The sequence below is a fragment of the Pseudochrobactrum saccharolyticum genome (assembly GCF_008801715.1).
GTDB classification, from domain to species: Bacteria; Pseudomonadota; Alphaproteobacteria; order Rhizobiales; family Rhizobiaceae; genus Pseudochrobactrum; species Pseudochrobactrum saccharolyticum.
On record NZ_VZPG01000002.1, the window covers coordinates 519,946 to 544,685 of the forward strand.

23 protein-coding genes are annotated in these 24,740 nt (G+C 51.2%); 11 read left to right on the forward strand and 12 right to left on the reverse strand.

From position 1 onward, the window contains the following. The first annotated feature begins 183 nt into the window (after positions 1 to 183). Together F7P81_RS09000 and F7P81_RS09005 are read left to right on the forward strand one after the other, a co-directional pair. Entirely contained in the window at positions 184 to 1,386 is a 1,203-nt protein-coding gene (locus tag F7P81_RS09000; RefSeq protein ID WP_151159245.1) for a bifunctional 2-C-methyl-D-erythritol 4-phosphate cytidylyltransferase/2-C-methyl-D-erythritol 2,4-cyclodiphosphate synthase, read from the forward strand. A gap of 70 nt (positions 1,387 to 1,456) precedes the next feature. Next, positions 1,457 to 1,954 carry a CinA family protein gene (locus F7P81_RS09005; RefSeq protein WP_151159246.1) on the forward strand — a complete coding sequence of 166 codons (498 nt, stop codon included), beginning with the start codon at positions 1,457 to 1,459 and terminating at the stop codon, positions 1,952 to 1,954. Positions 1,955 to 1,960: 6 nt separating this feature from the next. Here F7P81_RS09005 and F7P81_RS09010 read toward each other — a convergent pair whose 3' ends face one another. The 11 genes from F7P81_RS09010 to F7P81_RS09060 all read right to left on the reverse strand — a co-directional run bounded on the left by F7P81_RS09010 (position 1,961) and on the right by F7P81_RS09060 (position 14,462). Further along, the gene (locus F7P81_RS09010; protein ID WP_075655395.1) at positions 1,961 to 2,434 is read right to left on the reverse strand and encodes a type II toxin-antitoxin system RatA family toxin; all 474 of its coding nucleotides are present in this window, start codon (positions 2,432 to 2,434) and stop codon (positions 1,961 to 1,963) included. Between the two features lie 12 nt (positions 2,435 to 2,446). Next, positions 2,447 to 3,415 carry a lipoyl synthase gene (lipA, locus tag F7P81_RS09015; protein ID WP_151159247.1) on the reverse strand — a complete coding sequence of 323 codons (969 nt, stop codon included), beginning with the start codon at positions 3,413 to 3,415 and terminating at the stop codon, positions 2,447 to 2,449. Between the two features lie 179 nt (positions 3,416 to 3,594). Then, complete coding sequence (locus F7P81_RS09020; RefSeq protein ID WP_028233977.1) at positions 3,595 to 3,792, reverse strand: hypothetical protein; 198 nt, start codon at positions 3,790 to 3,792, stop codon at positions 3,595 to 3,597. A gap of 125 nt (positions 3,793 to 3,917) precedes the next feature. Then, the gene (lpdA, locus tag F7P81_RS09025; protein ID WP_075655821.1) at positions 3,918 to 5,381 is read right to left on the reverse strand and encodes a dihydrolipoyl dehydrogenase; all 1,464 of its coding nucleotides are present in this window, start codon (positions 5,379 to 5,381) and stop codon (positions 3,918 to 3,920) included. A 118-nt stretch (positions 5,382 to 5,499) separates the two neighbouring features. Continuing rightward, positions 5,500 to 6,138, reverse strand: a complete 639-nt coding sequence (locus F7P81_RS09030; protein ID WP_151159248.1) for an SGNH/GDSL hydrolase family protein — start codon at positions 6,136 to 6,138, stop codon at positions 5,500 to 5,502. Between the two features lie 59 nt (positions 6,139 to 6,197). Further along, positions 6,198 to 7,553, reverse strand: a complete 1,356-nt coding sequence (locus F7P81_RS09035; RefSeq protein ID WP_151159249.1) for a pyruvate dehydrogenase complex dihydrolipoamide acetyltransferase — start codon at positions 7,551 to 7,553, stop codon at positions 6,198 to 6,200. A gap of 14 nt (positions 7,554 to 7,567) precedes the next feature. Further along, the gene (locus tag F7P81_RS09040) at positions 7,568 to 8,977 is read right to left on the reverse strand and encodes a pyruvate dehydrogenase complex E1 component subunit beta (protein WP_022712370.1); all 1,410 of its coding nucleotides are present in this window, start codon (positions 8,975 to 8,977) and stop codon (positions 7,568 to 7,570) included. Positions 8,978 to 8,989: 12 nt separating this feature from the next. Beyond that, the gene (gene pdhA / locus F7P81_RS09045) at positions 8,990 to 10,030 is read right to left on the reverse strand and encodes a pyruvate dehydrogenase (acetyl-transferring) E1 component subunit alpha (RefSeq protein WP_022712371.1); all 1,041 of its coding nucleotides are present in this window, start codon (positions 10,028 to 10,030) and stop codon (positions 8,990 to 8,992) included. 131 nt (positions 10,031 to 10,161) lie between these two features. Then, positions 10,162 to 10,491, reverse strand: coding sequence for an FtsB family cell division protein (locus tag F7P81_RS09050; protein WP_022712372.1), 330 nt, complete (start codon positions 10,489 to 10,491; stop codon positions 10,162 to 10,164). A gap of 317 nt (positions 10,492 to 10,808) precedes the next feature. Further along, positions 10,809 to 12,086, reverse strand: coding sequence for a phosphopyruvate hydratase (eno, locus tag F7P81_RS09055; RefSeq protein ID WP_122092151.1), 1,278 nt, complete (start codon positions 12,084 to 12,086; stop codon positions 10,809 to 10,811). Positions 12,087 to 12,383: 297 nt separating this feature from the next. Continuing rightward, positions 12,384 to 14,462: a L,D-transpeptidase family protein gene (locus F7P81_RS09060; protein WP_246176078.1), complete on the reverse strand. Its 2,079-nt coding sequence runs from the start codon at positions 14,460 to 14,462 to the stop codon at positions 12,384 to 12,386. Between the two features lie 292 nt (positions 14,463 to 14,754). Here F7P81_RS09060 and F7P81_RS09065 point away from each other — a divergent pair, with 292 nt between their 5' ends. Then, a complete protein-coding gene (locus tag F7P81_RS09065) occupies positions 14,755 to 16,374 on the forward strand; it encodes a fumarate hydratase (protein ID WP_151159250.1) in 1,620 nt (539 codons plus the stop codon). A gap of 96 nt (positions 16,375 to 16,470) precedes the next feature. Here the strand turns inward: F7P81_RS09065 and F7P81_RS09070 are convergent, their stop codons facing one another. Next, a complete protein-coding gene (locus F7P81_RS09070) occupies positions 16,471 to 16,839 on the reverse strand; it encodes a gamma-butyrobetaine hydroxylase family protein (RefSeq protein ID WP_028233980.1) in 369 nt (122 codons plus the stop codon). A gap of 157 nt (positions 16,840 to 16,996) precedes the next feature. On the opposite strand from F7P81_RS09070, the gene moaA reads away from it, so the two are divergent. From moaA to F7P81_RS09110, 8 genes are all read left to right on the forward strand, one after another. Next, complete coding sequence (gene moaA / locus F7P81_RS09075; protein WP_151159251.1) at positions 16,997 to 18,034, forward strand: GTP 3',8-cyclase MoaA; 1,038 nt, start codon at positions 16,997 to 16,999, stop codon at positions 18,032 to 18,034. 259 nt (positions 18,035 to 18,293) lie between these two features. Then, entirely contained in the window at positions 18,294 to 19,226 is a 933-nt protein-coding gene (locus F7P81_RS09080; RefSeq protein ID WP_151159252.1) for a DMT family transporter, read from the forward strand. A gap of 32 nt (positions 19,227 to 19,258) precedes the next feature. Further along, a complete protein-coding gene (gene mobA / locus F7P81_RS09085) occupies positions 19,259 to 19,960 on the forward strand; it encodes a molybdenum cofactor guanylyltransferase MobA (protein WP_151159253.1) in 702 nt (233 codons plus the stop codon). Beyond that, a complete protein-coding gene (gene mobB / locus F7P81_RS09090) occupies positions 19,957 to 20,466 on the forward strand; it encodes a molybdopterin-guanine dinucleotide biosynthesis protein B (protein WP_022712380.1) in 510 nt (169 codons plus the stop codon). Before mobA ends, mobB begins: the two co-directional genes overlap by 4 nt. Before the next feature lie 323 nt (positions 20,467 to 20,789). Continuing rightward, the gene (locus tag F7P81_RS09095; RefSeq protein ID WP_022712381.1) at positions 20,790 to 21,599 is read left to right on the forward strand and encodes an ABC transporter substrate-binding protein; all 810 of its coding nucleotides are present in this window, start codon (positions 20,790 to 20,792) and stop codon (positions 21,597 to 21,599) included. Positions 21,600 to 22,129: 530 nt separating this feature from the next. Then, the gene (locus F7P81_RS09100; protein ID WP_374828081.1) at positions 22,130 to 22,912 is read left to right on the forward strand and encodes a transporter substrate-binding domain-containing protein; all 783 of its coding nucleotides are present in this window, start codon (positions 22,130 to 22,132) and stop codon (positions 22,910 to 22,912) included. Positions 22,913 to 23,014: 102 nt separating this feature from the next. After that, complete coding sequence (locus tag F7P81_RS09105; RefSeq protein ID WP_022712383.1) at positions 23,015 to 23,749, forward strand: ABC transporter permease; 735 nt, start codon at positions 23,015 to 23,017, stop codon at positions 23,747 to 23,749. Between the two features lie 14 nt (positions 23,750 to 23,763). Beyond that, positions 23,764 to 24,579 carry an ABC transporter permease gene (locus F7P81_RS09110; protein WP_245257358.1) on the forward strand — a complete coding sequence of 272 codons (816 nt, stop codon included), beginning with the start codon at positions 23,764 to 23,766 and terminating at the stop codon, positions 24,577 to 24,579. Positions 24,580 to 24,740 lie beyond the last annotated feature (161 nt).

The following is a 24,740-nucleotide window of genomic DNA, read 5'->3' on the forward strand; positions in this document are numbered from 1 at the left end:
AAAAACATCACTAGAGCGCCGTGCGCCCTCTTGGGCGCACAAAGGTCGCTCTAGATTCTTTAATGATCGCATTATCACTGTCGTCAAGCTGTACAAACTTGACTGTGAAATGCTCTAGCATTTCGTTTATCAAGGCGGTATTCGCTATAAACAGAGGTGTGACAGCTCGGAAAGGCTTTTCTCATTCGCACAGCAGCAGTTATAGTCGCCGCAGGACGCGGAGAACGCGCCGGTCAAAGCACCGAAGGCCCTAAGCAATATCGTCGTATCGGCGGTCAGGCCGTGCTGGCGCATACTTTACGTACCTTTCTGGCCTGCGAGCAGATTTCGCCTGTGGTGGTGGTGATCCATTCCGACGATCACGATCTTTATCATGCTGCACTGCAACGCGCCGATATTGATGCCGCGCGTATCCGCCTTGTTACCGGTGGCCCGACACGGCAGGAATCCACCCGTCTCGGCCTGCTCGCTTTGTGCGACGATGCACCGGATTATGTGATGATTCATGACGGCGTACGCCCGTTTATTACGCAGGATTTGCTCAAGCGCATCATGATTGCCCTGCACCCGCAAACTGGCGTGCTGCCTGCCCTTGCCGTTTCCGACACGCTGAAACAGGCCGGCGGCGATGCATTGGTCACCAAAACCGTACCGCGTGCAGGCCTTTTTGCTGCGCAGACACCGCAGAGTTTTCCGTTCGTGCCAATTCTCGATGCGCATAATGCAGCATTTGCATTGGGACGCACAGATTTCACCGATGATGCCGCCATTGCAGAATGGCAGAGCATTCCTGTTCGTGTTGTCGAAGGCTCAGCCGACAATACTAAAATTACATGGGCAAAGGATATTGAAATGGCAGATCAGCGCTTGCGTCAGGATATGGTTGCGTTTCCGGACATCCGCACGGGCAATGGTTATGACGTGCATAGTTTCGAGGCAGGCGACCATGTGTGGCTTTGCGGCGTGAAAATTCCGCACACACACAAGCTCAATGGCCACTCCGATGCCGATGTGGCGCTGCATGCGCTGACGGATGCCCTGCTCGCCACCCGCGGTGCGGGCGATATCGGTACGCATTTCCCCCCGTCTGATCCGCAGTGGAAAGGTGCTGCCTCACGGCAATTTGTTGAGTTTGCAGTTAAAACTGTGCGCGAAGCCGGTGGACGTATCGCTAACGCCGATATTACACTGATTGCCGAAGAACCGAAAATTGGCCCGCATCGGGAAGCTATGACCGCAGAACTCAGCGATATGCTCGGCGTAAGTGCCGACCGTGTTTCGGTCAAAGCCACGACCAACGAGAAAATGGGCTTTGTCGGCCGCAAGGAAGGCATCGCCTCTATCGTGACTGTCAGCGTTATCTATCCGGGTGAAGTGCCCGCATAAAGGAAGAAGATCATGAGTTTGATTGCACAACATGTTCCCCAAAAGTGGGCAGCGGTTTTGGGACAAGAACATGTGCAATAATAAATCAACAGAGCAGGCCCTCGCCGTTCTTGATGCCTGCCGCAAGGCGCAGCTCATGATTACCACTGCCGAATCCTGTACCGGCGGCATGATTGCCGCCGCACTGACCGACATAGCCGGTTCGTCCGATGTGGTGGATTGTGGTTTTGTCACCTATAGCAATGAAGCCAAAGCTTCACTGATCGGTGTTTCTCAAAGCCTGCTCCGTGATTTTGGTGCAGTGTCGAAACCTGTCGCTATTGCCATGGCTGAAGGTGCGCTGAAACATGCCCCGCAGGCCAGCATCAGTATAGCGGTCACCGGTGTTGCAGGCCCTTCAGGCGGCAGCGCTGAAAAACCTGTCGGACTGGTGCATATTGCTTGTGCAAGACAGGGTTTTGAAAGCTTGCATCTGGAATGCCGTTTCGGCGACCAATCGCGCGAAGCCATCCGCTTAGCTACAGTGCAGGCCGCACTGGATTTGGTTCTGCAAAGACTGACTGAGTAATTTTAATTACTTAATCGCATTACCGGCTTCAATGCCGTAAATCTGATCGGCGCGTTTTTCAAAAGCTTCCGCAAATTTGCGGAAAGCCAGATCAAACATTGAGCCCATTACCAGACCAAGCGTGCGGCTCTTAAATTCATAATCAATGAAAAAATCCACATCGCTATGCGTACCGTCACCGACCGGTACAAATGTCCAGCGATTGTCGAGATAGCGGAACGGGCCATCAATATATTTGACTTCAATCACCCGTTCATCCGGCTTGAGCAGCACTTGAGTGGTGAATGTCTCACGGATCAGTTTGTAGCCGACAGTCATGTCGGCCACCAGTAATGTCTTGCCATCGCGCTCTTTACGCGAGCGGATGGTCAATGCTTCACACATCGGGACAAATTGCGGATAAGTTTCAACATCCGCGACGAGAGCAAACATTTGCTCCGCGCGGTGCTGAACCTGACGTGTGGCAGTAAATTGCGGCATGATCTATAAGTTTTAGTTACGGCTGGCGATCAGCGCTTCACGGGCAACACGCAGCTTGGCAAAATCATCACCCGCATGGTGCGAAGAGCGTGTCAGCGGGCTGGAAGCAACCAGCAGGAAGCCTTTGGTTTTACCAATCGTTGCAAAAGATTTGAACTCATCCGGTGTCACATAACGGATAACCGCATGGTGCTTACGGGTTGGCTGCAGATACTGACCAATGGTCATGAAATCCACATCAGCCGAGCGCAGATCATCCATCAGCTGGAGCACTTCATTGCGCTCTTCACCCAGACCAACCATGATACCGGATTTGGTGAAAATGGTCGGATCGAGTTCTTTCACGCGCTGCAACAGACGCAGGGAGTGGAAGTAACGGGCACCCGGACGCACTTTCAGATAGTTGGACGGCACTGTTTCCAGATTATGGTTGAACACATCCGGACGCGCCTTAACAACGATCTCCAGAGCACCTTCCTTACGCAGGAAGTCCGGTGTCAGAATTTCAATCGTAGTCTGCGGGCTGGCTGCACGGATTGCATGAATCACTTCAGCAAAATGCTGTGCGCCGCCATCGGCCAGATCATCGCGGTCAACGGAGGTGATAACCACATGGGTCAGCCCCATCTGTTTCACGGCCTTGGCCACATTTTCCGGCTCATTCGGGTCGAGATTGGTCGGAATACCGGTCGATACGTTACAGAACGCGCAGGCACGGGTGCAGATTTCACCCATAATCATGAATGTCGCGTGTTTCTTATCCCAGCACTCGCCTATATTCGGGCAGCCGGCTTCCTCGCATACTGTGACAAGCTTGTTAGAGCGCACAATATCGCGGGTCTCGCCATAGCCGCGTGAGGTCGGAGCTTTCACGCGAATCCAGTCAGGCTTTTTCAAAAGTGCTGTGTCGGGCCGGTTGGCCTTCTCAGGATGACGAAGGCGTTTTCTGTCGTCGTTAACGGTGTCCAGAAGCGTAACCATATGTCTTTCCCAAAACGGCCGTTGCGGCCTTCAGATTTCGTAACACCGGAAATTCCGGCCAGAATATTGCGCCTGTTTATCAGGCAGGACGAACAAGGTAAACTACAAGCTTCAAACCCTGCTCTTATCAAAACTGATAACAGCTCATATAAGCCGTCAGCTTTTATATACAACCGGTCTCAACGTCGCGCTGCTTCACCGATTGCCTTGAATACCAGTGCCCAGATCAGGCCGAAACAAAATCCGGCCAGCCCCAGCGCCAGTGTTACACTCCACACGCCATACCAGCCCGAGAGTGCATAGCCATTGATTGAAATCACATTGCCGGACAGAAAGCTGAGCGTCGATACACCAAAACCAAGCCCCAGACCGATCAGTGTTGAATATTTCAGCACTGTCAGCGCGGCTTTGCGATAGGGTGATCCGTCTTTAATCAGCGGCAATTGCGATCCTTCTCAAGAGTGAAACCGGCCTGAATTTTATCATCAGGCCGGAATAAATATTAAGCGTTCAGAACTTTACCATAGGCATCCAGCACACTTTCTTTCATCATTTCTGACAAGGTAGGATGCGGGAATACGGAATGCATCAGTTCTTCTTCGGTGGTTTCGAGATTCATTGCAATCACAAAGCCCTGAATAAGCTCGGTGACTTCAGCGCCAACCATGTGCGCGCCAAGCAACTGGCCGGTCTTCTTATCGAAAATGGTCTTAACCAGACCCTGATCTTCACCCAGCGCAATCGCCTTACCATTCGCAGCAAACTGGTAGCGGCCAACGCGGATATCAAAGCCCTGTTCTTTGGCCTTCGCTTCGGTCAGACCAACGGATGCAACCTGCGGGTTGCAATAGGTGCAGCCCGGAATTTTGCCCTTATCCAGCGCATGAACATTCGGCACACCGGCAATCTTCTCAACGCAGATAACACCTTCATGCTCGGCTTTGTGTGCCAGCATCGGAGGACCGGCAACGTCGCCGATGGCGTAAATGCCTTCGACATTGGTTTTGCCGTAACCGTCAATCACCACGCAACCGCGATCAGTCTTAACGCCAAGTGCTTCAAGACCGAGATTCTCGATATTGCCGACCACGCCGACAGCCGAGATCATGCGATCAGCTGTGATTTCCTGCACCTTGCCGTCATTGGTCTCAACGCTGGCGGTAACCGAGTTTGCGCCTTTGACCACTTTAGTCACTTTGGCTTCGGTGATGATCTTCATGCCCTGCTTTTCAAGCAGCTTACGGGCAAAGGTCGAGATTTCCGCATCTTCAACCGGCATGATGTTTTTCATGACTTCAACAACAGTCACGTCAACGCCCATGGTACGGTAGAAGGAAGCGAATTCGATACCAATAGCACCGGAACCCATAACCAGCAGGCTCTTTGGCAGTTCTTGCGGAACCATTGCTTCGAAATAGGTCCAGATCAGCTTGCCATCCGGCTCAATACCAGGCAGCGCACGAGGGCGCGCACCGGTTGCCAGAATAATGTGTTTGGCTGTGTAAGTACCCTCACCCAAAACGCCTTTAGGCACTGGATTCTGTGGCAGCATTGGCTGTTTGGTGGTTTTGGAAACTACGATTTCAGCAGGCTTACCAGCGGATGCGCCTTTAGTGACTTTAGCTTCACCCCAGATCACATCGATCTTGTTCTTCTTCATCAGGAAGGCAACGCCGCCATTGAGGCGCGCTGACACACCGCGCGAACGGGCAACAACTGCCTTCACATCCGCGCTGATTTTACCTTCGAGCATCAGGCCGTAATCCTTGGCATTTTCACCGAAATGCAGAATTTCAGCCGAGCGCAGCAGAGCTTTGGTCGGAATACAGCCCCAGTTAAGGCAGATACCGCCAAGATGCTCACGTTCAACAATCGCGGTTTTAAGTCCGAGCTGAGCGGCACGGATAGCAGTTACATAACCGCCGGGACCGGAACCGACCACGATAACGTCGTAATTGTTGGACACGCTCATTCTCCTTGAATGGTTTCTATGCCGGTTACCGGCGCATCATTCATTATATCTATTGGTTTTCGCGTATCTTGTCCGAAAACCGCTTCACACTTTTCGGGATACGCTCTTATAACTACAAACCCAAGATCAGGCGCACAACAGGCTCCAGTGCCTTGCCGATAGCCCGTGTATTTTCCGCATCCAGATGCACACCATCCAGCGGCGTGGTTTTCGCAACGCCGGATGCATCAAAGAAGCTGCATTCCATTTCATCCGCCAGATCTGACAAGAGCAGCCCCAGCTTGCGCGATTCCGTAATACCACCGGCAAAAAGCGAGGCAAAAAACGGATCAGCACTCTCAGTGATATGCGGCGGAGCCACAATCAGAATATCCGGTACCGCATAGCCTTCACGATACGGATGGCTGCGGATGATCTGGATCAGTCTGCGCATACCGCAATGGCTGGAAAAAGCATCACCAACGACCTGCGGTTTCATATCATTGCTGCCGAGCAGGATAATCACCAGATCAAGCGGCGCATGGGTACCCAGCAATGTCGGCAGAATGCGTGAACCGTTGCGGTCTTCCGGCGCGGTATAATCGTCAAAAGTAGTGGTGCGGCCGTTCAGCCCTTCAGCAATCACATGCGCCTGAGAACCAAGGCCTTTCTGCAAAACAGACGGCCAGCGATCCTCAAGCGGCAGACGCGCACCATCCGGTGCCTGATAGCCCCATGTCAGTGAATCACCAAAACATAAAACTGATTTCATGTTCGCGCCTTTTGCGGGAAAGCAACGGCGCCCCAGAAATCTGAGGCGCCTGTCTTTTCTTAGACCAGCATACCGAGCGGGTTTTCAATATAGTTCTTGAAAACCTTCGCCAGTTCCGCAGCCAGCGCACCATCAACGGCGCGGTGGTCAGTGGAAAGCGTGACGGACATTACGGTTGCTACAGCCAGTTCGCCGTTTTTGACAACTGCGCGCTGTTCACCGGCACCAACTGCAAAGATTGTTGCATGTGGCGGGTTGATGATCGCTGCGAAGTCTTTAACGCCGAACATACCGAGGTTGGACACCGAAGTGGTGCCGCCCTGATATTCCGAAGGCTTCAGCTTACGGTCGCGGGCGCGCTTGGCCAGATCTTTCATCTCATTGGAGATGGCAGACAGAGCCTTGGTTTCTGCACCGCGAACGATTGGCGTAATCAGGCCACCCGGAATAGAAACGGCAACGCCGACATCCGCATGTTTGTGCTTGACCATGCCTGCATCAGTCCAGGAAACATTGGCTTCCGGAATGTCGCGCAGTGCCAGAGCCGTTGCTTTGATGACCAGATCATTGACCGAAAGCTTGTAAGCAGGCACTTCACCTTTTTCGGTTTTGATCATTGGTGCCGCAGCATTGAGCTGTGAACGCAGCGCCAGCAGAGCATCCAGTTCGCAATCAATCATCAGATAGAAATGCGGAACAGTCAGCTTGGATTCCATCAGGCGGCGCGCAATGGTTTTGCGCATACCGTCATGTGGTACCAGTTCGTATGAACCTTCCTCAAACATTTTGAGGGTGGCTTCATCCGAAGCGCCGGAAACGGCAATCTGAGGTGCAGCAGCAGAAGCAACCGGCTTGGCAGGAGCTTTAACGCCGGAAGCAATCGCAGCTTCAACATCCTTGCGGATGATGCGGCCATGCGGACCGGTGCCGGAAACAGCAGCCAGTTCCACGCCTGCATCCTTGGCAACGCGACGTGCCAGCGGCGAAGCGAACAGACGCTCACCCTTGGCAACAGGAGCCAGAGCAGCAGCAGGCGCAGGTGTCGCTGCCGGAGCAGCAGCAACCGGTGCCGGTGCGGATACTGGTGTAGCAGCAGCTGGCGCTGCTTCAGCTTTTGGCGCTGCGGCCGGTGCATCGCCTGAAGCTGCTTTCGCAGCTTCAGCAACATCTTCACCATCTTCCGCCAGAACAGCGATCAGGGCATTGACCTTCACGCTTTCAGTTCCGGCAGGCACAACCAGCTTGGCTACGATACCTTCATCAACGGCTTCTACTTCCATAGTTGCCTTGTCGGTTTCGATCTCGGCAATAACGTCACCTGCGGAGACTTTATCGCCTTCTTTGACCAGCCATTTTGCCAGATTACCTTCTTCCATTGTCGGAGAAAGAGCCGGCATCGTGATTTTGATAGCCATGTTTAATCTTCCCCTTAACGAGCGTAGGTGACAGCTTTAACAGCCTCAACAACTTCCGCAACCGATGGCAGTGCCAGCTTTTCAAGGTTGGCGGCATATGGCATCGGCACGTCTTTACCGGCAATGGTCATAATCGGCGCATCGAGATAGTCGAAAGCCTGCTGCATCACGCGGGTTGCAATTTCTGTACCCACGGAAGACTGCGGGAAACCTTCTTCAACAGTAACCAGACGGCCGGTCTTTTTGACCGATTCAATCACAGTCGGCATATCCATCGGACGGATGGTACGCAGATCGATGATTTCAACGTCGATACCCTGCTGAGCCAGTTCTTCAGCGGCCTTGATCGCATAGGTCATGCCGATACCGAAGGACACGATGGTCGCATCTTTACCGACTTTGTGAATGCGGGCTTTGCCGATTGGCAGCACGAAATCTTCAATGTCCGGCACATCAAATGTGTGACCATACATAACTTCGTTTTCAAGGAAGATGATCGGGTTCGGATCACGGATTGCAGCCTTGAGCAGGCCTTTAGCATCAGCAGCCGAATAAGGCATGATGACTTTCAGACCCGGAATATGGCTGTACCATGCCGCATAGCACTGGGAGTGCTGTGCACCAACGCGTGCAGCCGCGCCCGAAGGGCCACGGAACACCATAGGCGCGCCCATCTGACCACCGGACATATACAATGTCTTGGCAGCAGAGTTGATGATCTGGTCAATCGCCTGCATGGCGAAGTTGAAGGTCATGAACTCAACAATCGGGCGCAGACCTGTGTAGGCCGCACCAACAGCGATACCGGCAAAGCCGTGCTCGGTGATTGGTGTATCGACAACGCGCTTGTCACCGAATTCAGCCAGAAGGCCTTTGGTTACCTTATAGGCACCTTCATATTCAGCAACTTCTTCACCCATGACGAAAACGTCAGGGTCGCGGCGCATTTCTTCAGCCATTGCGTCACGCAGAGCGTCACGAACAGTGGTCGGCACCATCTTTGTACCAGCCGGAATATCCGGATCATTGGCAACTTCGATTTTAGGTGCAGCAGGAGCGGCAGGCGTTGAAGCACCTGGCTTCTCACCGGCAACAACTGGTGCTTCCGAAGTAACCATAGTCGGCTGTTCAACGGCAGGCGCTGCAGCAGGAGCCGCTGCGCCAATGCTGTCAGCGCTTTCACCGTCAGCCAGCAACACAGCAATTACTGAGTTTACCTTAACGCCTTCAGTCCCTTCAGCAATCAGCAGTTTGCCGATAGTGCCTTCGTCAACAGCTTCCACTTCCATGGTCGCTTTATCGGTTTCAATCTCAGCAATGACATCACCGGAAGCGACTTTATCGCCTTCCTTTTTCAGCCATTTGGAGAGTTTGCCCTCTTCCATTGTCGGGGAGAGCGCTGGCATAAGAATTTCAACAGGCATAGCGCTCGCTCCTTACAGCAGAATATCAGTGTAGAGTTCAGATGCATCCGGCTCCGGATCATTCTGTGCAAAGTCTGCTGAATCAGCAACAATGTCACGAACTTCCTTATCAATCGCCTTCAGGTCATCTTCCGAGAACCAGCCATTATCCATCATGCGGTATTTAACCTGCTCGATCGGATCATGCTCGGAGCGCATTTTCTGCACTTCATCCTTGCTGCGGTATTTCGCAGGATCGGACATCGAGTGACCACGGTAACGATAGGTCTGCATTTCGAGAATGATCGGACCCTTGCCGGAACGTGCCCATTCCAGTGCTTCTTCACTGGCGGCGTTCACAGCACGCACATCCATACCGTCAACCTGAATACCAGGAATATTGAAGGACAGACCGCGACGGGAGAAATCGGTTTCAGCCGAAGCGCGGGTTACAGCAGTACCCATCGCATAGCGGTTGTTTTCGATTACAAATACAACAGGCAGCTTCCACAGCGATGCCATGTTGAAGCTTTCGTAAACCTGACCCTGGTTGGCAGCGCCGTCACCGAAATAGGTGATGGAAACGCTGTCATTACCGCGATAGCGGTTTGCAAAAGCCAGACCGGTACCGAGCGACACCTGCGCACCAACAATACCGTGACCGCCGTAGAAATGCTTCTCTTTCGAGAACATATGCATCGAGCCGCCCTTGCCTTTCGACAAGCCGCCGCGACGACCGGTCAGCTCAGCCATCACGCCGCGCGCGCTCATACCGGCTGCGAGCATGTGACCGTGGTCGCGATAGGCAGTGATAACCTGATCGCCTTCCTGCATGGCTTTCTGCATGCCGACAACAACAGCTTCCTGACCAATGTAAAGGTGACAGAAACCGCCGATGAAACCCATACCATAGAGCTGACCGGCTTTTTCTTCGAAGCGACGGATCAGCAGCATCTCACGGTAAGCGTGAAGATCTTCTTCTTTGGTGAACTGGTTAGGCTGGGGTGCCTTGAGAGTGTTAGACAGAGCTGCCTGCGATTTACCCGCAGCAGTTTTTTGTGCCCTAGGTGCCATATTTTGCTCCCTGTTATGGTGGGCGCAGAATAAACCTCATCAGCCAAACTTACAATATGTCTAAACAGCTAATTTTGCACTATTTAAGTTATTGAAAATAATAAGAAAACATCCAATTAACTGCAATTCAGTTAATTGGTCTTTTTGCCGCGATCGACAATAATTGTAACCTCATCCGCATGAGACAGATTCAATGCGCGGCGCGCCTGCTCATCCAGAATATCCTTATCAATTGAACCGTCACGAAGCTGCAAAACCTGTCGCTCCAGAGACTCTCTCTGCTCTGTCAAATCAGTCAGCTGCTTATTGAGCGAAACGGTTTGCGCCAGCAATTGTTCCTTGGAATAGATACCATAGGCACCATTATAAGCATGAAAACCAAAATAGGACAAAAAAGCCGTAGCCAGAACCGGCACAATCAGACGGCCTTTAATGCTTTTACGCTTTTGTTTTGTCCACATACTCACACCTCTGGAGCAATACGCATCCGATACGCGGATATCTGCCCGTAAATAAGGACTGGAATTATCAACACACGATAAATTCCACCCGATATTTATTTAAAGCATATTAGCCTTAACAGAGACTTACGGAAGCAGAGAAAAGCTGCACTTAGAGCATAATTTTTTAAATCTGAATCAATTCAAGTTAAAATTATGCTCTCATTTTAAAGTGTTCGAGCGACCTTTGTGCGCCCAATCGGGCACACGGCGCTCGAATACAAAAAAGGCCTGCATTTTTATGCAGGCCTCTCCTTAATTTATCTCAAAACAGGATCTTACAGACCTTTAAAAGCCGAACGACCGGCATAACGTGCCTGTGTGCCGAGCTCTTCTTCAATACGGATCAGCTGGTTGTATTTTGCCAACCGGTCTGAACGTGCCAGCGAGCCGGTTTTGATCTGGCCGCAATTGGTGGCAACAGCGAGATCCGCAATGGTGGAATCTTCTGTTTCGCCCGAGCGGTGCGACATCACAGCGGTGTAGCCGTTCTTATGAGCGGTTTCCACGGCATCCATGGTTTCAGACAGCGTACCGATCTGGTTGACTTTAACCAGAATGGAATTGGCAACGCCCATTTTGATACCATCACGCAAACGTGCGGAATTGGTTACGAACAGATCATCGCCAACGAGCTGGGTTTTCTTGCCTGTCAGATCGGTGAGGGTTTTCCAGCCTGCCCAATCATCTTCCGACATACCGTCTTCAATGCTGATGATCGGATAGTCTGCGGCCAGCTTGGCCAGATATTCTGCCTGCTGCTGCGGTGTGCGGGTTACGCCCTCGCCTTCATAGACGTAGTTACCGCCTTTGAAAAATTCAGTCGCGGCGCAATCCAGACCGATTGCAATTTCTTCACCTGGCTTGAAACCGGCTTTAGCAATTGATTCCATAACGAAATCCAAAGCTGCTTCCGCACTCAGCAGGTTAGGAGCGAAACCGCCCTCGTCACCGACATTGGTATTGTGACCGGCAGCTTTCAGGCGGGATTTCAGTGTGTGGAACACTTCCGCACCGTAACGCACAGCTTCACGCAAGCTGGATGCGCCGACCGGCAGAATCATGAATTCCTGAAAATCAATCGGATTGTCCGCATGTGCGCCGCCATTGATGATATTCATCATCGGCACCGGCAGGATATGGGCATTGGCACCGCCAACATAGCGATACAGCGGCTGACCGGAAGCCTGTGCAGCAGCTTTGGCAACCGCGAGGGAAACGCCGAGAATTGCATTGGCGCCGAGGCGGCTTTTATTTGGCGTACCGTCCAGATCAATCATGGTCTGGTCGATTTCGATCTGATATTCCGCTTCATGACCGGCCAGCGCATCAAAAATCGCACCATTCACGGCTTCAACGGCCTGTTCAACGCCTTTACCCAGATAACGGGTACCGCCATCACGCAGTTCAACTGCTTCGTGAGCGCCGGTTGATGCACCGCTTGGTACAGCCGCACGGCCAAAAGAACCGTCTTCCAGTGTCACGTCAACTTCAACAGTCGGATTGCCGCGGCTGTCGAGAATTTCACGACCGACAATATCGATGATCGCTGTCATTGGGAGTATCCTTCCATAAAGCATGTCCGGCAAAATGACGAAGCGGTTTTGCGTAAAGACAATGCGTAAAACAAACCGGTAGAGCCAATACCATGCCGCCCTCATCAGCCGAAATGGTATTACAGAAATTTCGCGCTATTGATAACCAATCAGATTGCCGGACGCAAAGGGCTTCGGCCAATCAGATGTTAATTTCCGGATTTTCAAACGATATTAAAGTGAAGAGTTTGCGACAGCGGCAAAAATCCCGCCCACAAAATAAAAAAGGAGCAAATGAACTGCTCCTTTTTTTTACATTTACATTGCCGCTACCCGACTCTGTTCCGTTTTCTGGAAAGCCTTTGCCAGACCTTCATCACGCGCATAAACATCGTCATAATAACGGATTTTACCGCTCGCCTCATCCGGCCATGCGGTGAAATAGGTCAGGTAAATCGGCACACCGGACGGCACTTTAATGCCGCGCTCATTTTTGCCGAAATATTTGGTCAGATTTTCCTCACCGGTACTCATCACGGCAGAAGCCATGGCACGCGGATCGGCCAGACGGATACAGCCATGACTGATCGCCCGCATATCGCGCTTGAACGCTGCTTTTGACGGTGTGTCATGCAAATAGATATCGTGGCTGTTCGGGAACAAAATTTTCAATTCACCCAGCGCATTATTCGGGCCCGGCTTCTGGCGCACACCAACATGTGCTTTACCTTGCGCAACCACAGACCAGTTGACCGAGGATGAAGCCACGCGCTTGCCACCGGCAATCACTTCATAATTATTGCGGTCAAGATAGCCGGAATCAGCCAGAATACGCGGCATCATTTCATTCATTACAATAGAACGCGGCACGCCCCATGACGGGTTAAATACCACGGTGCTGATTGTGTCATAGAAGAAATGCGTCTGGTTGCGCGGTGAACCGATCACCACATCCATTGCCAGTTGTTCTTTGCCCTGATCGAAATATTGCGCACGATAGGCAGGCTGGTTGACGAAGACATAGCGCTGACCGAAATCACGCGGCAGCCAGCGCAGACGCTCCATTGCATAGAGAATACGCTCGCGTTTGACCGAAGATGTTTCGCCCTGCAAGCCTGCGATGGTCGCGCGACCAATCACACCATCCGGCGTTTTTCCCATCAGTTTCTGATAATCTTTAACCGCAGCCACCAGCTCAGGATCATAAAGTGTCCCGTCTTTGTGACGGCCAAACATCTCCTGATAGCTATTCAGATAACCGGCCGGTGCTTTTTGTACGATCAGCGCCAGAATTTTAGGCAGTTCCGCATTGTCCTGACCCGGCTTAATCAGCGTATCCGCTGCAATACGAACAGTGTTTTTTGTTTCCGGCTTCATCGAAGCCAGCTGCGCTTTCAGCTTCTGATAATAGCTGTTTTGCGGATTGAAAGCGGCCAATGTTTCCGCAGGTTCAGCATCCGCAGCCAGTGCTTTCAGCACCAGTTCCGGCTTGATGCGATTGCGCGGCAGATCATGGAAACCGCTCAGGCGATTGGCAATCACCCGCCCCTCGCCGGCATCCAGCGCATAGCGCAATGCCCGTGCGGTCAGATTGATTTCAAATGCTGCCATTTCACGAATGCGCTGATCTTTTTGCGCAGCGTCAAAGGCCAGATCAGGCACTTTCACTGCATATTCTGCAGGAACCAGCCCGTCTTCTTCTGCCCGTTCAAACAGCGCCAACACATCTTCAGCGCGGGAAGAAACATTCAACCCGTCAGACCATAGCAATGCCTGCTCGGTTGCATAGAAGGACACAATTGCCTCTGCAACAGACTGCTCAGCCTTAACATCCGTGGCTTTCATCGCATCCAGAACAGCAGTCACCTGAGCTGTGTCTGTTTGCGCCGTGGTCTTTTTGGCAACCGGATTAATCAGCCCATCGGCACGCTGCGGCAGAGTACTGATAAAATCCGCCGCTTCAGCATAAAGTTCAGACGGCAGTAAGCCACCCTCATCCTCAGAAATGGCTGCGGTCAGCTGCATATCAACTGCGGTAAAATCTACCTTTACCAGCTTTTCAGGCTTGTAATCGTAAATCTGCGGGCCTTTGACCGCAACAGTCTTAACAGGCGCAGTTGCGGTTTTGGCAGGCTGCGCGGCACCGGCAGGCTTGGCAGTGCGTGCTGCGCCCGTGGCTTGCGGCACCTGCTGAACAGGTTGCTGTATTTGCTGGCGCTGCATTTCACGCGCCTCACGTTTCTCACGGAACAAATCCATCAGATTGCTGGCTGCATTGGCTGACTGCACCGGAGCCAGCACAGAAATACCGGTAACAGCGGTGATAGCCGTTGTAAAAAATGCATTGCGCATGGAAGAACTTACGATCAGGGGAAAGGATTTCAGCGAAAGTGTCATATCTGTCCGTCAGTTCTCGAGCAAAACAAGCTATGCAGGCAGTGGACGGTGAAATGATCCGGCACCGCAATGATTCATTCCCAATAGTGTGTGCCATTGTGATTTAGAAACTTTTAACAATAAATATAATTTTAGCGGACAAAGCCCCTTCTCCCGTCAAAACTTAGAAAAAGATCAATCTGCCGCAGTGGCAATAGCGGCCACAAGCGTTAAAAGCCCGTCATCTGATAACTTACGTCTGACCGGCTGCCTGCTGAAACCTCAGCGGCAAAACCGGCGAACAAGGTGATATATGGCTGAGCAAGTAAATACCGGAATGTTTCCGCTTGGTGAGGACACAACCCCCTATCGCAAACTGACATCTGATTATGTCTCGGTCGATACATTCAAAGGTCAGGAAATCCTGACTGTTGAACAGGAAGGCCTGCGTCTGCTGGCCGAAGCTGCTTTTGCCGACATCAACCATCTGCTGCGTCCGGGTCATCTGCAGCAGCTCAGCAATATTATGGAAGATCCGGAAGCAACCGATAATGACCGTTTTGTTGCCTATGATCTTCTGAAAAACGCGAATATTGCCGCTGGCGGCGTGCTGCCGATGTGTCAGGATACCGGCACCGCGATCATTATGGGTAAAAAAGGCCGTCGCGTCTGGACTGAAGGCGGCGATGAGAGCGCGCTGGGTTCCGGCGTGATGGATGCCTATTTCAAAAAGAACCTGCGCTATTCCCAGCTGGCACCGCTGGAAATGTTCAAAGAGCAGAACACCAAGAACAACCTGCCTGCCCAGATCGACATTTATCAGGAAGGCGAAGACGCCTATAAATTCCTGTTTGTCGCCAAAGGCGGCGGCTCAGCCAATAAGACATTCCTGTTTCAGGGCACACCATCCCTGCTGACTCATGACCGCATGATCGAGTTTCTCAAAGAGAAAATCCTGACGCTTGGTACATCAGCCTGCCCGCCATACCATCTGGCGATTGTGATCGGCGGCACCTCGGCAGAACAGAATCTCAAGACTGTTAAGCTCGCCTCCACCCGCTATCTCGACAGCCTGCCGACCAAAGGCTCCGAAGACGGACATGCGTTCCGCGATCTGGAAATGGAACAGGAAATCCATAAGCTCACCCAGTCTCTGGGCGTGGGTGCACAGTTTGGCGGCAAATATTTCTGCCATGATGTTCGCGTTATCCGCCTGCCTCGTCACGGCGCATCGCTGCCGATTGGTCTGGGCGTTTCCTGCTCGGCCGACCGTCAGGCAAAAGGCAAGATCACCAAAGACGGTATCTTCCTTGAGCAGCTGGAAACCAATCCGGCGAAATATATGCCTGACATTGATGAAGCCAAGCTCTCTGACAGCGTGGTGAAAATCGACCTCAACCAGCCAATGGAAGAGATTCTCAAGACCCTGTCGCAGCATCCGGTTAAAACCCGCCTGTCGCTGACCGGCTCCATCATCGTTGCACGTGATCTGGCACATGCGAAAATCCGCGAGCGTCTGGAAAACGGCGACAGCATGCCGGATTATTTCAAAAATCATCCGATTTATTATGCAGGCCCTGCCAAGACCCCAACCGGTTACGCTTCAGGCTCATTCGGCCCTACAACAGCCGGTCGTATGGATTCCTATGTGGATCAGTTCCAGTCTTTCGGCGGTTCCATGGTGATGCTGGCCAAAGGCAACCGTTCCCGTCAGGTACGCGATGCTTGCGGTAAACATGGCGGCTTCTATCTCGGCTCTATCGGCGGCCCGGCCGCACGTCTGGCTCAGGACTGCATCAAGAAAGTCGAAGTGGTTGAATATGCCGAGCTCGGCATGGAAGCCATCTGGCGTATTGAAGTTGAAGATTTCCCTGCCTTCATCGTCATTGACGACAAGGGCAATGACTTCTTCAAAGAACTCAATCTTTCATAAAACCAAAAAGAAAGCCGGAGGAAACTCCGGCTTTCTTGCTTTTAGAATTACGCAGTTTCGAACGAAAAACCGGCGACCACTTTTTCTGAAACTGCTTTAATGAAACTTCGGTTCGCGGCTGAGATTTTTCTCTTTCAGCTCATCGAGATAGCCTTGCCAGCGGGTTTCATACTCTTCACCAAGTTGATGCAGATAAATCCATGTGAACAGGCCGGTATCATGCATATCATCGAAAGTGATGCGCACCGCATAATTGCCGACCGGATCAATCTTCATAATACCAACATTGATCTTGCCCGGCACAGTCACACGCTGCTCGGGCGAATGTCCCTGCACTTCCGCTGACGGCGACAAGACACGCAGCATCTCCGCCGGAAATGAATAATTATGTCCGTTATTGAATGTCACAGACAGGGTTTTGCGGTCTTGAGAAACCCGCAACTCTTCCGGCCAGATATCGCTCATTGAATGATCCACCATATTCACGTCTGCCTTACGTGGTAATATCAGAAACACTGACGGGCAAGAGCCTGCGTGACATAATGGTACTGGACAGCACCATATGTTGAACTTATCTCTCTTATATAGAAGCGATGACTGAAGAAGCCGATATACAGGTAATATGGACGTAACAGCACTGAATGCCCAAAAAACAACGCCGGTAGCACCTATGATTGACCCGTTCGGACGGGCAATTACCTATTTGCGCGTTTCTGTAACTGATCGCTGTGATTTCCGCTGCACCTATTGCATGGCTGAACATATGACCTTTCTGCCGAAGAAAGACCTGTTATCGCTGGAAGAACTCGACCGCCTTTGTTCAACTTTTATTGATAAAGGCGTGCGCAAAATCCGCCTCACCGGTGGTGAGCCGCTGGTGCGTAAAAATATCATGCACCTCATCGGCAGTCTGTCGCGCCATATTGAAGCCGGTGCGCTTGATGAGCTGACTTTGACCACCAATGGTTCGCAGCTCTCCCGCTACGCAGAGGAGCTTGCCGCCTGCGGTATCAAACGCATCAATGTCTCGCTCGACACGCTGGATGCGGAAAAGTTCAAGACAATTACCCGCTGGGGTGATCTGGCGCAGGTTCTGCGTGGTATTGATGCCGCGCAAAAAGCAGGCATTCATATTAAGCTCAATGCCGTGGCTCTCAAAGGTTTTAACGATCATGAGGTTCCGGACATGCTGCGCTGGGCGCATGGCCGCGGCATGGATATGACACTGATTGAAACCATGCCGATGGGCGAGATTGATCTCGACCGCACTGATCAATATTTGCCGCTCTCCATGCTGCGCGCTTCACTTGCCCGTCAGTTCACCATGACCGACATTCCTTATCAGACTGGCGGCCCTGCCCGTTATGTGCAGATTTCGGAAACCGGCGGCCGCCTCGGCTTTATTACGCCGATGACTCATAATTTCTGCGAAAACTGCAACCGCGTGCGCATCACCTGCACCGGCACGCTTTATATGTGCCTTGGTCAGGAAGATGCGGCCGACCTGCGTGAACCACTGCGGGCAAGTGCTGATAATGCGCTGCTGTCGGAAGCAATCGACAATGCAATTTTGCGCAAGCCAAAAGGCCATGACTTCATCATCGACCGGCGGCATAACCGCCCTGCAGTCTCGCGCCATATGAGTGTCACCGGCGGCTAAAGCGCATCAGCGTTAAGTGCACTCATTTAACGCCCGCGACCATGCGATGTGCACATGGCCTAATCCGGATCATAAACTGGCATTATCTTGATTTTTATATCATTATTTTGCTGTGCATGACGCAAACGGGTGACCATGTCGCATAAATACTTGTTATAAGTCCTGCATAAAAGCATTTCCGGCAAAAGTGCGTGAGCCTTTTGCGCAGGACGATGCTCTAAATGAAAAGCTCTTCAGCTTTTCCTGCAGGAATATGACCGTGGCACTTTCAGCTAATATCCGCTCCAGTCTTTATATGATGCTCGGCATGGGTGTTTTCGCCATCGGCGATGCTCTGACCAAATATTCCACGCAGACGCTCAATCTCGGGCAATTCATGTTTATGCGCGGATTATTATGCATTCTCCTGCTGGCCTTTATTGCCGCAAGGCAAGGTGTGCTCAGCCGCTGGCGCGATGCATTGGACAAAGTCACCATCCTGCGCGGCTTTGGTGAAGTCGGCGCGACGACCTTTTATCTGGTGGGACTCACACATCTGTCCCTCGCATTTGTCTCATCGGTCTATCAGGCAGTGCCGCTGGCGGTAACGCTGGGCGCAGTGCTGTTTCTCGGTGAGAAAGTCGGCTGGCGGCGCTGGTTGTCAATTGGCATCGGCTTTATTGGCGTATTGATTATCATCCGCCCCGGTGGCGACGGCGACGGTACCGGCATGAATGCCTATGCCCTGCTGCTGCTTGTTGGTGTTTGCTTTACTGCCATGCGCGATCTCTCTACCCGCCGCATCAATATGCAAATCCCGACTATTCTGATTTCTGCCATGACTTCGATTATGATTACCATTACCGGTTTCATTATCATGCAGACGGATACCGGCTGGGTTCAGCCGACGACGACAGATATTATCCATGTCAGCATTGCTGCTGTGCTGCTCATCATCGGCTATCACTGCATTATCCTTGCCACCCGTGCCGGTGACATGTCCTTTGCGTCGCCGTTTCGCTATACCAGCCTGCTTTGGGCAATCGCGCTGAGCTATATTGTATTCAATCAGATACCGGATCAGAATACGCTGATCGGCTCTGCAATCGTGGTCGCCAGCGGTTGCTATATGCTTTATCGTGAAGCAATTACGGGCTACCGGATGCGCAGGCAGTTGCGGCGGCAAAATGCCGGTAGCAGCATTTCTCCCTGAAATCCGGCTTTTCAATCAAAGGTGCGTCAGTCATGTCTGTCCCGATCATATCTACCGGCAAACAAGTGCTGACAGGTAAAAATGTTTTGGGGCTCATTCTGGCAGGCGGCAGCAGCCAGCGTCTCGGTGGCGGCGACAAATCCCTGCGCCCGCTCGGAGATCACACTATTCTCCATCAGGTATGCGCGCGTCTGAAGCCGCAAACCGATCAGATCATTCTCAGCGCCAATAGCGATCCTGCCTTTTTCGCAAGTTTCGGCTATCCGATCATCAATGACGGGAAATGGCTTAACAGCGGCCCGCTGGCCGGTATTCTCGCCGGTTGTCATTATGCAACCCAGCTTGGTTGCAGCCATGTGATGAGTGTGGCTGCGGATACACCGTTCTTCCCACCCGATTTGTTGCAACGCTTTGCGCAGGCTCTGACTGACGCAGCTTCCCCCATGGATGACACGATTATATTCGCCCGTTCGGATTTTGGTGCGCATCCGACCTTTGCACTGTGGCCTGCCAATATTGCTGCCTCATTGGAAAACTGGCTCTCGGAAACCAAAAGACGCAGCATTCGCGTTTTCGCGAATAATCACACTGTTGCCTATGCAGATTTCAGCGAAACTGATAAAATCAGTGGTCTTGATCCGTTTTTTAACATCAACACACAAACGGAACTGGCGCTGGCCAGATCAGCCTGGCAATTGCAGGATATGAGCGGCTGGCAGGAGCGTGAATCATGACTCAGAAAATCTTCGGCATCACCGGATGGAAAAACTCCGGCAAAACCACACTTGCGGAATGTGTGGTGCGCGAACTGACCAAACGCGGCTATAAAATCTCAACAATCAAACATGCCCATCACAGTTTTGACATTGATACAGTGGGAACGGATTCCTATCGCCACCGTCAAGCCGGAGCGGCTGAGGTTGCCATTGTCTCTTTCAATCGCTGGGCATTGATGCATGAATTGCGCGATGCTCAGGAGCCTGCGCTTGAGGAAATTGTCAGCCGTATGGCGCCCTGCGACCTGATACTGGTTGAGGGCTACAAGAACGATAAACATCCAAAAATTGAAGTCCGGCGCAAAGACAGTCCGACTCAAATCCCCCTCAATGCAGAGCAATATTCGATCGTGGCCATCGCCACTGATGAGGGTTTGAGAGATCAGAGCGTACCGGTTCTGGACCTGAATAATATTGCAGCCGTCAGCGATTTTGTTGAAAACTACTGCGGATTGAAAAACTGAAACCGGAAAACAAGGTTTGAGAACCGGTGAAAATGATGAAATTAAAATATTAATTCATCACAACAATATACTGATTTAAAATCATAAATTTAAAAATTAAATTCAAACTCACCTATGAACTGCTGAGCAGTAATTTTCACATTTGCTCACATTGTTTTAAAACGCTTTTTTACCCTTGCCTTTCTCGCAAAAATGGTGGGAATATCCAGCGAACAATTATTACGTCAGAATCCGGCAAAAAATAAACCGATTAGAATAAACCGGCTTTGTAGTTCTGACATTATGATTGCAACTTTTGGATGGGTTAAACGGGTGAAAAGTACATGAAAAATTACAAGAAAATTATCGGAACCGCGCTGTCTGCCATGGTCATGACCGGTGCAGTTTCCCTGACTGCCACAGCAGTACAGGCACAGGAACCTTTGAAGCTGACAATTGCAACTGAAGGTGCCTATCCTCCGTTTAACTTCATCAGCGCTTCCGGCGAGCTGTCCGGTTTTGACGTGGATATCGGCCGCGCGCTCTGCGAAGAAATGAAGGCTGAATGCAAGTTCATCACCATTGAATGGGATGGCGCTATTCCGAGCCTGCAGGCCGGTAAATTTGATGCTTTCATCGCTTCCATGTCCATCACCGATGAGCGTAAGAAGCAGGTTGATTTCAGCAACAAATATTATAACACCCCTCCGGGTCTTGCTGCTCCGAAAGATACCGACATCAAAGGTACAACCAAAGAAGATCTGGCCGGTAAAACCATCGGCGTACAGATCTCCACAACCCATGCCAATTACGCAGAAAAAACCTTCACGGACAGCACCATCAAAGCCTATCCGACTGCGGAAGAATATCGTCTTGATCTGGCCAATGGTCGTCTTGATGCCGCAAGCGATGACAGCGTGACCCTGTCCCAGTGGCTGAAAACTGAAGACGGTGCTTGCTGTAAGATGGTTGGCACATGGGCTCCGGTTCTGGAAATTCATGGTCCGGGCGCAGGCGTAGCCTTCAAAAAAGGCAATCCTGAGCTGATCGCCAAATTCAACGATGCGATTAAAGCTATTCGTGCGAACGGCAAATATAAAGAAATCAACGACAAATACTTTGAATTCGACGCTTATGGCGCGGAAACAGACTAATATCGTCGGGTTTACCGGCTGAAACTCTCTTAAGGCTGCATCCTTGTGATGCAGCTTTTTTATGTTTGCTGCCATTGATCCCGATTTAATGCAAAAACCACATCAACCTATGCATAATCATCTGAAAGCCGTCACCTGCATGTCGTAAATGCGAGTGTTTTGCGGGTGCGCGACTGATAGAGAAGAAAGAAATTTTTGAAATCCACAATATTAAATTATCACCATAATATGTTGATTTTTAATATTTTATATCAAGAATACCGTCTGATTACCTGCAGATAAGAGTGATTTAAACCATGTCCAGCGCTTTATTTTTCTGTGTGCAGGCAAAACATGATTTTTGATACTTGCCTTTAACGCCGGAATGATGGGAATATCGCCGTTAACAAATTTTTCTTCGCAAAGAAAATGCGCTAAAAAAACGCCAGCGAAGAGAAGAAAAAAACAACAATGCTTCTTACAATGGGACTTATGGGGGTATCAGAAGAATGAATAAAATTACGGGAGCAAACCGTCGTTTCAGCAAAGCTCTGCGCGGGCTGGCAACTGCCGGTGTGGTGACAATCACTGCCGTTGCAGCACTGACCGCATCCGCGCATGCTCAAGAGCAGCTTACACTGAAAGTCGGTTCGGAAGGCGCCTATCCTCCCTACAATTTCGTCAAGGCTGACGGCACGGTTGCAGGCTTTGAAATCGACATCGCCAACGCACTTTGCGAAGAATTAAAAGCCAAATGTCAAATCATTGTGCAGGACTGGGATGGTATGATCCCCGCCCTTCAGTCCGGCAAGCTTGATGTTGTGATCTCCTCCATGTCGATCACTCCGGCCCGTAAAGAACAGGTCGATTTCAGCAATAAATATTACAATCCTGCTGCAGCAATCGCCGTGCCAAAAGATTCTGATATCAAAGGCACAACAAAAGAAGACCTCGCAGGCAAAACAGTCGGCGTACAGTCCTCAACTGTTCATGCTGTGTTTTCTGAACAAACCTATTCCGACAGCACCATTAACAATTACGGCAGCTCGGATGAAGCGCGTATGGATATGGTTGCCGGTCGTGTTGATGCTGTGAACGACAATATCGTATCGCTGATTGACTGGCTCAAGACACCGGAAGGTGCCTGCTGCAAACTGGTCGGTCCAGTGAAGGCGAATCTTGAAATTCACGGTCCGGGTGTTGGCGTTGCCATCAAAAAAGGTCGTGAAGAACTGGTTGAGAAATTCAACACAGCTATTCTCGCCATCCGTGACAACGGTAAATACAAAGAAATCAACGACAAATATTTTGATTTCGATATTTACGGCGAATAATTCCGAAGAAACCGGTCAGATCCGTCTGGCCGGTATTTTAATAAACTGATCTTGACGGGTGACAAACCGGATTTGCCACCCGTCCTCACAGGGATAGACTAAATGGAAAAATATGCTGTGTTAATTGGCTTTGGTCCGGACGGATGGGGGCTGAGCATAGCATGGGGGCTGTTGACGACCGTTTTGCTGGCGCTTGCCACTTTGCCAATCGGTTTGTTACTCGGTTTCCTTGTGGCTTTAGGAAAGCAATCGGCTGAGCCATCGCTGCGCCTTGCTTCCAATATTTATACAACGATATTCCGCGGACTGCCTGAGCTGCTCACACTGTTTCTGGTGTATTTCGGCGGCTCTCTTGCAGTTCAGAAGGTTTTTGCGCTGATCGGCTTTCAGGGTTCGGTAGAGGTCAATGCCTTTGCCGCTGGTATGATTGCTCTGGGCTTTGTTTTCTCTTCCTATTCCAGTGAAGTGTTCCTGTCCGCGTTTCGCGCCATACCGAAAGGCCAGTATGAGGGCGCTTTCGCCATCGGCCTCACCAATTTTCAGACCATGCGCAAGATTATCTTCCCGCAGCTGATTAAGATTGCTCTGCCGGGTCTCGCCAATCTCTGGATGGTTCTGCTCAAAGATACATCGCTGGTATCGGTTATCAGCCTGACAGATATTCTGCGTCAGACTTCGGTTGCTGCGCGCGTCACCAAAGAACCGTTCCTGTTCTACGGCGTGGCCTGCCTGATCTATCTGGCACTTGCAATTATCTCTTCTTACTTTATCGCCCGCATTGAAAAATGGGCTGAAGGCAGCCGCAAACAGCCGGCAGCAAGCGTGGTGCGTCAATGACAACAATAAGCAATATGCAAACTGATCGCGTTTTCCGCCCTGCTGAGCCGCCTCGTCCGTGGACAGGCGCACGCATTACCGGCCATATACTGGTTGCTATCTGGCTTGCGCTATTCGCCGGTCTTGCAATCTATCTGTATAATTCATGGCAGATTGATCTGGTTGAAACCTATGCGCCACGTTACTGGAACGGTCTGAAAACTACTCTTATTCTGGTTGCGCTGTCGATTGTGCTTGGCGCTTTGCTGTCACTACCGGTTGCGCTTGCCCGCATGTCGGACAACCGTATTCTGGGCGGCATCGCCTATGCCTATGTGTATTTCTTCCGTGGCACACCATTGCTGGCGCAGATCTTCCTGATCTATTACGGTCTGGGAACCTTCCGCCCGTTTTTGGAAACTATCGGGCTCTGGGGCTTTTTCCGCGAAGCATGGTATTGCGCGGTTCTGGCATTTACACTGAATACAGCCGCCTATCAGGCTGAAATTCTGCGTGGCGCAATCCTCAGCGTGCCTAAAGGCCAGTGGGAAGGTGCGCATGCGCTCGGCCTGTCTAAGTTTCAGACATTCCGCAAGATCATCCTGCCTCAGGCACTGATTGTTGCTCTGCGTCCTTACGGCAATGAAATCATTCTGATGATTAAAGGCTCCGCCATTGTTGCGATCATCACGGTATATGACCTGATGGGCGAAACCCGCCGCGCCTATTCCCGTACATTTGATTTCCAGACCTATCTGTGGGCGGCAATCATTTATCTGGCGATTGTAGAGGTGCTGCGCAATATCATTGAATGGATTGAGCGCCGGATCACTGTCCACCTTATCCGATAGAGCGTGTCGCGTTTAATCATAGCCACTACACTCGCTCTATCTTCTTGTTTTTACGCATGTCGTTATCGGAAAACCGGTACCCACTTTTCCGCGACATGCTTTAAAAGATAAGACATACAGAAAACAAAAAGCCTGCCTCTGATCTCAGAGGCAGGCTTTTT